This is a genomic window from Hyphomonas sp. BRH_c22, from assembly GCF_000961795.1.
Taxonomy (GTDB): Bacteria; Pseudomonadota; Alphaproteobacteria; order Caulobacterales; family Hyphomonadaceae; genus Hyphomonas.
The window spans coordinates 1-7514 of record NZ_LADU01000095.1 but is presented as its reverse complement, the minus strand read 5'-3'; the positions used below and the strand labels follow the sequence as shown (position 1 = coordinate 7514).

The window sequence follows — 7514 nt, the reverse complement described above, 5'->3', positions numbered from 1 at the left end:
GGCGGGGTCGGGCGTGGCGATGAGGCATGTGCCGCCGGTGCGTGTGGATCCGGGCCGGATTGCGCGGGTGGATGTCGGGCTGCGGCCCTACCGGCCGGCGGGATTCCGGGTCGAGCGGGAGATGCTGGGCGAGACAGCCGTGATCCATAATTATGGCCATGGCGGCGGCGGGATCACGCTGTCATGGGGCACGGCGCACCTGGCCGTGGAGGAGGGCTGGGACGCAGACGTGAAGGACTATGCCGTGATGGGGGCGGGGATTGTCGGCCTGTCGACGGCGATGCTGCTGCTGGAGCGCGGGGCGAATGTGACGATCTATGCCAAGGCCCTGTCGCCGGAGACGACTTCGAATGTTGCAGGCGGGCAGTGGTGGCCTGCCTCTGTCTATCAGGAGAGCCTGGTGGACGCGGCCTATATGGCGCGGCACGTGGCAGCGGCGCGGTTTGCCTTCCGGCGCTTCCAGCTGCTGGCAGGGCCGGAATATGGCGTCAGCTGGGAGGTCAATTACGTGTTGTCGCATGAGCCGAAGCCGAACACGCCAGCGCCGGTGGGCCATCCGCTGCACGAATTCGTGGTGAATGCGCGCGACTATGCGCCGGGCGAGCTGAGCTTTGCCTCGCTCCATGCGCGCAGCTTTGACACGATGATGGTGGACACGCCGTTTTACCTGCGCGTGCTGGAGCGCGACATACGCCTGCGCGGGGGGAAGATCATTGTGAAGGCGTTTGACGATGTGGCGCAGGTGGCGGCGCTGCCGGAGCGGGTGGTGTTCAACTGCACCGGCCTTGGCGCAGGGGCGCTGTTCGGGGACACGGGCATCATGCCGGCGCGGGGGCAGCTGGTGATCCTGCAGCCGCAGGCGGAGGTGGATTACAATATCATCACCGGCGGCCATGCATACATGTTCGGGCGGCGGGACGGCGTGGTGCTGGGCGGCACGTTCCAGAAGGGCAACTGGTCGCTGGAGCCGAGCGCAGAGGATACGGCGATGATCCTGCGGGAGAACCGCGCGCTGTTCACGGAGCTGGCGGGCGCCTAATTCCCTGTGCGGAAGGACTTGCGGCCGAAATAGGTATTCTTCGGCGTGTCATCGTCCGTGGGCGGCGTATCGTCTGAAGGGGGTATCTCTGCGGGCGCCGCAGCTTCGCTGGCAATGGCCTCGCCCGACATGACCTTGCGGATGTGGGCGGCGGCGGCGCCAGCTGTGGAGACTTCGTAATCGTCGACGGTCTTGTCGAGGCGGCGGGCGAGCAGGCGGGCATGATAGGCGGAGAGGGATTTCAGCTCGCTTTCGAAAATGTCCTGGCCGACGGCATCGCGCAGGAAGACCATGTCGTCCTTTGTCTGGCCTGCGGAGATCATGAGCTTGCGCACGAGCAGGCCGGCGGCGGCGGCGAAATCCTTGTCGGCGAGCTTGCCGAAACGGTCGCGATTGCCGAGCAGGGCCGCCAGCGCATTGGCGCCTCCGGTGGCTGTCAGTGCGCTCATTTCAGCCGCTCCATCACTTCTTTCAGGAGCTTGTCGATGATGCCGAGCGCCTCGCCGGGCCATTTGGCGCTGAGGGTCGGATCGGGGCCGAGCTCGATCGGGTTGGTGGCAAACCCGGTCTTGAGCGGGATGACGGTGTTGAACATTTCGAATTCGGCTTCCTTGGCGTTTGCGGCATCGCGCATGGCCTGGAGGACAACCTGCTGGTGGGGAGAGTTGTCGTACCGGGTGGCAAGCACAACGGGCAGGCTCTCGATATCACGGTCGCGCAGGTTTTTCATGATGTCGCCGGTGAAAAGGTCGAGGCCGAGCGTGGACATGAAATCCGGTATGGTGGGAACGATGATGAGATGGCTGGCGGCGAGCACGCTTTCGGTCATCACCGAAATGCCGGGCGGGCAGTCGCAGATGATGACGTCATAATCGGCTTTCAGGAGGTTGAAATCGTCGCGCAGGCGGCGGCCAACCTGGCCCTGCAGGGCCTCCATCGAGTATTTCTTGGCGGTGAGTTCGTATATCAGCTCGCGCTCTGTCTTGCGCAGGCGCGGGGAGGAGGGGATGAGGTCAAGCGGCAGGGGCTTGCCGTCATGAGTGACGTCGCTGGCATTGGTGACGACGAATTCGGACAGGCGTTTCTGTTCGCCCGCGAAGAAATTCTCCAGCAGCCAGTCGGAAATCGTGGCGTAGTCATTGATCGCCTGGAACAGGTGTTCGTCACCCTCATGGCCGTAGACGAGGAGCGAGGCATTGGCCTGGGTGTCCAGATCGACAACCAGCGTGCGGCGGCCGGAGGCCGCAAAGGCTTCTGCGAGGCTGACGCAGGTGGTTGTCTTGCCGACACCGCCCTTCGAGTTCGCGATCGAGATCACGTGTGCCGACATGCGGGGGGCCCTCCTAGCCAGTTCCTCAAGCGCGGCACAAAGCAGATTTGGCCGGGCATGGCTATTGCCTGAAAGTGGAATAATCAGGAAGCGGCCCGGCATTTCCCTCAAGTTTTCCGTGTAATGCCCAGTGTTTCCTTGGAAAAGATCTCTTTCGTCCGACCGCTATGCTGGCGGGCGTAAATTCGCCGCATCGAAACAGGTTCGACAGGAAACGAGGCGCGGCATGGATTTGGCGGGCGTGTGGATATGGATATGGGCCGGGCGTGCTGGCGGCGCGGGTGGCGGAGACCGGATCGGATGGTCGCACAGGTCAGTGGGTTTCAATCGGGACCGGAACATCCTAACTCTTTGCGCAGCTGAATCTATCTGTACCGGAAGGAAGACCCGCCCTTGGCCCTTGATCCCTATAGCGTGCTTGGCGTCCCGCGCACCGCGAGCGAGGCTGAGGTAAAAAAAGCCTATCGTAACAAGGCAAAAGCCCTGCACCCTGACTTGCATCCCGACGATGCCAAGAAGATGGAGGAATTCAAGCGCGTGTCCCAGGCCTGGGACATTCTGGGCGACAAGGACAAGAAGGCGAAATTCGACCGCGGCGAGATTGATGGCGACGGCAACCCGGCCGGGTTTCCGGGCGGGGCACCCGGCGGCGGGCCGGGTGGCGGCACGTACCGGTGGGAAACGCGGGGCGGCAGCCCGTTCGATGGCGCGCAGGGCGACCCGTTCGAGGAGATTCTTGGCGGCATGTTCGGCGGCGGACGGCGGCGCAATCCCGGGCCGCAGAAGGGCCGTGACATAAGATACCGCGTGGAGATCTCGTTCGAGGATTCGGTGACAGGTGCACGCCGGCGCATGACCATGGCGGACGGCACGGCACTCGACGTGAACATACCGGCGGGCATCGAATCGGGCCAGTCACTGCGCCTGAAAAGTCAGGGGCAGCCTTCGCCGAATGGCGGAGCGCCGGGCGATGCGCTGCTTGAAGTGGAAATCCGCCCGAGCAGGATCTGGGAACGCGACGGCAAGGACCTGCGCATGACCGTGCCGATCAGCCTGCAGACGGCCCTGCTGGGCGGGAGCGTTGAGGTGAAGACACCGTCCGGGCCGGTGACATTGAAAGTGCCGCCAGGATCCAATTCGGACGCGCAACTGCGTCTGCGCGGAAAAGGCGTTCAGGGAAGTCCGCCGGGGAACCTCTACGCGCGGCTGAAGATCGTGCTGGATGATCCGGCTGATTCAGGCCTCAGGAAGTGGGCTGAAGGCAGGTCAAAATAATGACCGGTGTCAGGCGGCATTGAGAGAATTGCCGAAGCGGGCGTTGACCGCAGTGCCGCCCTGGCGGCCCATCGGTTCGGGTCGGGCGATGAGATAGCCCTGCAATTCCTCGCAGCCGAGCACGCGCAGGGCCAGCGCCTGGGATTCGGTTTCGACGCCTTCTGCCACGACCGGAATCTTGAGCGCATGCGCGAGATGGATGATGGCTTCAACGATCGCACGTGACTTGTGATTGACGTTCATCGAGGTGACGAAGGAGCGATCAATCTTTATACGGTCGAACGGGAAAGACTGGATATAGCTCATCGAGGAATAGCCGGTGCCGAAATCATCAAGGGCAATCTGGACGCCCATCGCCTTGAGCTCGTTCAGGATGGCGACCGCGACCGACTGGCTCTGGATCAGGGCTGTCTCGGTGACCTCGAGTTCAAGGCGCGACGGTGCGATGCCGCTGCCGGTCAGTGCCTGGCGGACATGATCGACCAGGTCCGGATCCAGGAATTGCCGGGCCGAAAGATTGACCGAGACGGAGATAGCCTCGTCCCAGTTGCGGGCTTCTTCGCAAGCCGCCCGGATTGTCCAGCTGCCGATCTCGTTGATCAACAGGCTTTGCTCCGCAATCGGAATGAAATGATCGGGATAGATAAGGCCGCGATTCGGGTGGTTCCAGCGGATCAGGGCTTCGCGTCCAAGGACAGTTCGCGTGTCGCTGCAGACCTTGGGCTGGTAGTGAAGTTCGAACTGTCCGAGGAGCAGGGCCTGATGGAGTTCGTGCTCAACGCCCCGTTTTTGCTCAAGTTCGCGATGCAGCTGGGTATCGTAGAACCGGACCTGGCCACGGCCGGATTCCTTGGCGGCATATAGCGCCCTGTCGGCTGAGGTGAGGATCCGCGTGGAGCCGCCGTTTGCAGGAACGCCGACCGAGACGCCGATGCTGGCGCCGACGGCGAGTGTGCGCTGTCCAATCTTTAGCGGGGCCGAGATGGCGCAGAGGATGGACTCCGCCGTGGCCTTGATGTCCGCCCTGCTGCTGCGCCCCATCAGGATCACGGCGTACTCGTCACCACTGAGCCGGGCGACCAGGTCTGCCGGAAGAATGCTGGACTTGATCCGTGTGGCGACTGTCTTGAGCAGGAGGTCGCCAGCCCTGTGGCCGAACTGGTCATTCACGTCCTTGAATTCATCCATGTTGATGATCAGCACGGCGAGATCGTGGACACCGCCCGGGCCTTTGTGAATGGCCGAGGCGAGTGCCAGGTTGAACGTCACGCGATTGGCGAGCCCGGTGAGCGGATCCTGATAGGCGAGGGTGCGCACGCGGGCTTCATTACGCAGACGCTGTGTCAGGTCGCGCACGGCAAAGACGTTGAAGGCGCTGGCCTTGTCGCTGATGGCACGGCTGTTGATCTCGACAATGACCTTGCGCCCGTCGGGCAGGTAAAGCGGGCGTTCGCCGAAATCATGATTGTCGCGCATCGAGATGTGACCGAGGTCGTCGAGCTGCATGATCTTCAGGATGTCCGACCCGCGCAGGTCTTCGCGCGATGTGCCGAGAATGGATTCGGCCGCCTTGTTGGCGTCGACAATGCATCCCTGCGGGGACACGATGAACAGCGCCTCAAGCGCGGAGTCAGCCAGCAATGCAAGTTTGCGGTTTTCGCTGACGCGCACGTCCTGAACTGCCGTATCCAGCACGGCCGCCAGCGCTGATACGATGAGGAGGGCGCCGAATCCGATCGCGATGACGATACTGACACCGGCCGTACCGAGTGCCCAGACCGGCTGGCTGAGCCCATTGACCGGGATCATTGTCGTGCCGGAGGCGCTGACGAAGTGAATTGAGATCACGGCGGTCATGCTGGCGGCCCATGCGAGCATGTTGCGTGCGTGCCGATCGGTTTTCGAGACGAGAAGGTAGGTGATGCAGAAGCTGGCAAAGCCCAACACGATGGCAACGGCGACGGTTGCCGGGTCGTATTCGATCACGGCTGAAGACTGCAGCGCGCTGACACCGAAGAAATGCATGCAGGTGACAGCGCAGGTCGCGATGACCGCGCTGGCAAGTCGGCTATTGGTGCTTTTGTCTGCGGAAAGAAGGTGCGCCACCGCCACGAACCCGGCCACGGAGATTATGGGGGTCAGAAGCGTGATCCAGCCGTCGAAGACAACCGCGAATCCCGGACGATAGCCAAGCAGCGCGATGAAATGGGTGGCCCAGATGCCGAGCCCCATGACAAAGCCGGAAGCGGTCACCCAGATGCGCCGGCTCCGGACCGAACCGGCGACCTGTCCGCGGTGGAACACGATCAGCGCGCACAGGGTGCCGAAACCCAGTACGAACATGGCCATCAGTATGTGCGCGAAATCATGCTCGTTCGCGATGCAGTTGAAAACCTTGTACATGGGGCGGCGACAGTCCGGTTCTGTATGGGTATATACAGTTGGCGATCAGATGGTTACCAAATCGAAAACCGCGCTGCTTTCCTTCGTGCAGCCTATGATTGCCATGGGTGAATCTGAACGCAGGGCAGGCAGACGCTGACTTCCCCGGCAGGGCTTTTGGTTTGCAGGCCTGGGCCATTAAGCTGGTTTTTGCCCTTTTCAGCACTGGCGTTGCCGACGGCAGACGGAGCTGCCACCCCCCTGGAGGGTGATGCCGCAAGGGAGGACTGGCATTACGCTGCAAGCTGGCAGAGTGATTCGGGAGGGAAAGATGGGAAGATATCTGTTCTTGCTACCGCTGGCAGCGCTGGCGGCGTGCAGCACAGGCGAAGCCGTGGCGGGGACCGACCCTTGCGCGCAGATCGCAAGCCTCATGGAGGCCCGCGCCGAGGATGAGCCGTTCAGCAGCCTGCGAGGCGATCCGCGCATGCTGGGGGGCGAACCGCTGCCCGATGCCTGGGAGTCGAAGGAGACCCTGCTGGACAGCGCCTGCAGGCTGAGCGCCATGCGCGGCTTCTTCGGCGGGAATACGGATATCCATACCTATTCCTGCACCCTGTTCGAAGCGGGCACGATGAACCCGGAAGCGGACGGCGAGCTGGCCAGGTCGGCCTATGAGGCGGCCGTCAGTACGGCTGAAGCGTGCCTGGGGGACGCCTGGACCACGGATACGGTGACAGAAAGCGCGCAATACGACGTCTATGGGAAAACGACCTTCAAGCCGGTTGTGCCGGAAGAGCAGGCAGGTGGTTTCAGAGCAGACCCCATCTATGTGGAAATGCTCTTTTCCCGCTTCACGGAAGGGCGGGGCGGCAAATCGGGCTGGGAAGTGACACTTCAGGCGCATCTGTGGACGGCGGCCCCTTGGCAAGAGATTTTTTGGCGGTCATTTGCAGTTTGGCCGATAGCGGGCATCTGTTCGGCCTATTTGGGCGGCTTTCAGATGCCGCTGGCCATCATGCGTTCCGCAAGATGAGGTCCCTTACAAAAGCCCGCACTTGAAGGTGCTTGCGCCCAGGTGGGTTGTCCTCACTTGTTGAACCTACGGGTCTGCATGACCTCCTTTTGCTCTCACCAATCTCGTTTTGCGCCTTAGCGGCTCGGCGACCTTATGCCGGCATCAACTTTGCCGGATTGAACTTCTCCCCTTTCACCATCAGGGCCCAGATCATTCGGCCCATCTTGTTGGCCATCGCGATTGCGACAACCATCATGGGCTTACGCTCCAGCAACCGGCTGAGCCAAGGGTGGCGCGTAAATCCGAGTTGCTTTGCTCGGATGATCATCGACATTGCACCTGCAACCAACAAGCGCCTTAGCTCCGAATTGCCCTTCTTGGTGATGCTCCCGAGCCGCTCTCGTCCACCGCTTGAGTGTTGCCTGGGCACGAGCCCGACCCATGCAGAGAAGGCTCGACCGGACTTGAAC

The 7514-nt window shown here is 62.2% G+C and carries 7 protein-coding genes; 3 read left to right on the top strand and 4 right to left on the bottom strand.

Annotation, left to right across the window (positions count from 1 at the left end):
• Positions 1–1039: FAD-dependent oxidoreductase (locus VR74_RS13560; protein WP_045697676.1), on the top strand; the 1039-nt coding region annotated here is incomplete at its 5' end.
• Here the strand turns inward: VR74_RS13560 and VR74_RS13555 are convergent.
• Entirely contained in the window at positions 1036–1488 is a 453-nt protein-coding gene (locus VR74_RS13555; protein WP_045697672.1) for a hypothetical protein, read from the bottom strand. The genes VR74_RS13560 and VR74_RS13555 overlap by 4 nt on opposite strands.
• Entirely contained in the window at positions 1485–2369 is an 885-nt protein-coding gene (locus VR74_RS13550) for a ParA family protein (protein WP_299950544.1), read from the bottom strand. The genes VR74_RS13555 and VR74_RS13550 overlap by 4 nt, the downstream gene beginning before the upstream one ends.
• 393 nt (positions 2370–2762) lie before the next feature.
• Between VR74_RS13550 and VR74_RS13545 the strand changes: the two genes are divergently transcribed.
• Positions 2763–3644 carry a DnaJ C-terminal domain-containing protein gene (locus VR74_RS13545; protein ID WP_045697670.1) on the top strand — a complete coding sequence of 294 codons (882 nt, stop codon included), beginning with the start codon at positions 2763–2765 and terminating at the stop codon, positions 3642–3644.
• Positions 3645–3653: 9 nt separating this feature from the next.
• Here VR74_RS13545 and VR74_RS13540 read toward each other — a convergent pair whose 3' ends face one another.
• A complete protein-coding gene (locus VR74_RS13540) occupies positions 3654–6047 on the bottom strand; it encodes an EAL domain-containing protein (protein WP_045697668.1) in 2394 nt (797 codons plus the stop codon).
• 412 nt (positions 6048–6459) lie between these two features.
• Between VR74_RS13540 and VR74_RS13535 the strand changes: the two genes are divergently transcribed.
• Entirely contained in the window at positions 6460–7062 is a 603-nt protein-coding gene (locus tag VR74_RS13535; protein ID WP_299950541.1) for a hypothetical protein, read from the top strand.
• A gap of 133 nt (positions 7063–7195) precedes the next feature.
• Here the strand turns inward: VR74_RS13535 and VR74_RS13530 are convergent.
• Positions 7196–7514: IS110 family transposase (locus VR74_RS13530; protein ID WP_045697664.1), on the bottom strand; the 319-nt coding region annotated here is incomplete at its 5' end.